Here is a 1,000-nt window from a genome sequence, read left to right on the forward strand (position 1 = left end):
GATCGACGCGCTGAGCCGGCCCTATGAGCATGACGGGCGGGTGATCGAGGTCGGTGCCTCGGTCGGCATTGCGCTGCATCCCGCCGACGGCGACGGGCCGGAGGCGCTGCTGCATGCCGCCGACACCGCCCTCTATCGCGTCAAGCAGGAGGATCGCGGGTCGTTCCGCTTCTTCGAGGCGGCGATGGACCGGCAGATGCAGGCGCGCCGGCAGCTGGAGGGTGATTTGCGCCGCGCCCTGGCGCTGGGCGAGCTGCGCATCCATTACCAGCCGCTGGTCAATTGCGGCTCCGGCGAGGTGGACGGGTTCGAGGCGCTGCTGCGCTGGCAGCATCCGACGCGCGGGCTGATCGCGCCGGCCGAGTTCATTCCGCTGGCCGAGGAAACCGGCCTGATCGTCGAGATCGGGCAATGGGTGCTGGCCACCGCCTGCCGCGCGGCGGCGACCTGGGGCGGGCGGCGGTGGGTGGCGGTGAACGTCTCGCCGGTGCAGGTGCGGCGCTGCGACCTGCCGGCCATGGTCGCGCAGATCCTGGCCGAGACCGGGCTCGCGCCCGACCGGCTGGAGATCGAGGTGACGGAGGGCGTGATGATGGACGGCGGCGGTCGCGCCGCGGACGCACTGGGCGCGCTGCGCGCCCTCGGCGTGCGCATCGCGCTCGATGATTTCGGCACCGGCTACTCGAGCCTCAGCTATCTGCGCTCGTTTACCTTCGACAAGCTCAAGATCGACAAGTCGTTCATCAGCGGGCTCGGCCAGAGCGAGGACGCGGCGATGATCGTGCGCATGATCATCGGCCTTGCGCATAATCTCGGCCTCTCGATCGTGGCCGAGGGGGTGGAGACGCCGCAGCAGCTGGCGCTTGCCCGCGACTATCGCTGCGATCTCGTGCAGGGCTACCTGCTCGGCCGGCCGGCGCCGCTCGACGCCTTGCCCGACCTGCTCGCCGCCCCGGCCCGGGAGCGCGCCCCCGGCCCATCGGCCACACCCGCGCCGACC

At 71.6% G+C, this 1,000-nt stretch carries 1 protein-coding gene; it reads left to right on the forward strand.

Annotation, left to right across the window (positions count from 1 at the left end; translation table 11 throughout):
* On the forward strand, positions 1-1,000 hold a 1,000-nt coding region (locus B8460_RS08500; RefSeq protein ID WP_048861160.1), incomplete at both ends, for a putative bifunctional diguanylate cyclase/phosphodiesterase.

It is taken from the genome of Acidisphaera rubrifaciens HS-AP3, assembly GCF_000964365.1.
Taxonomy (GTDB): Bacteria; Pseudomonadota; Alphaproteobacteria; order Acetobacterales; family Acetobacteraceae; genus Acidisphaera; species Acidisphaera rubrifaciens.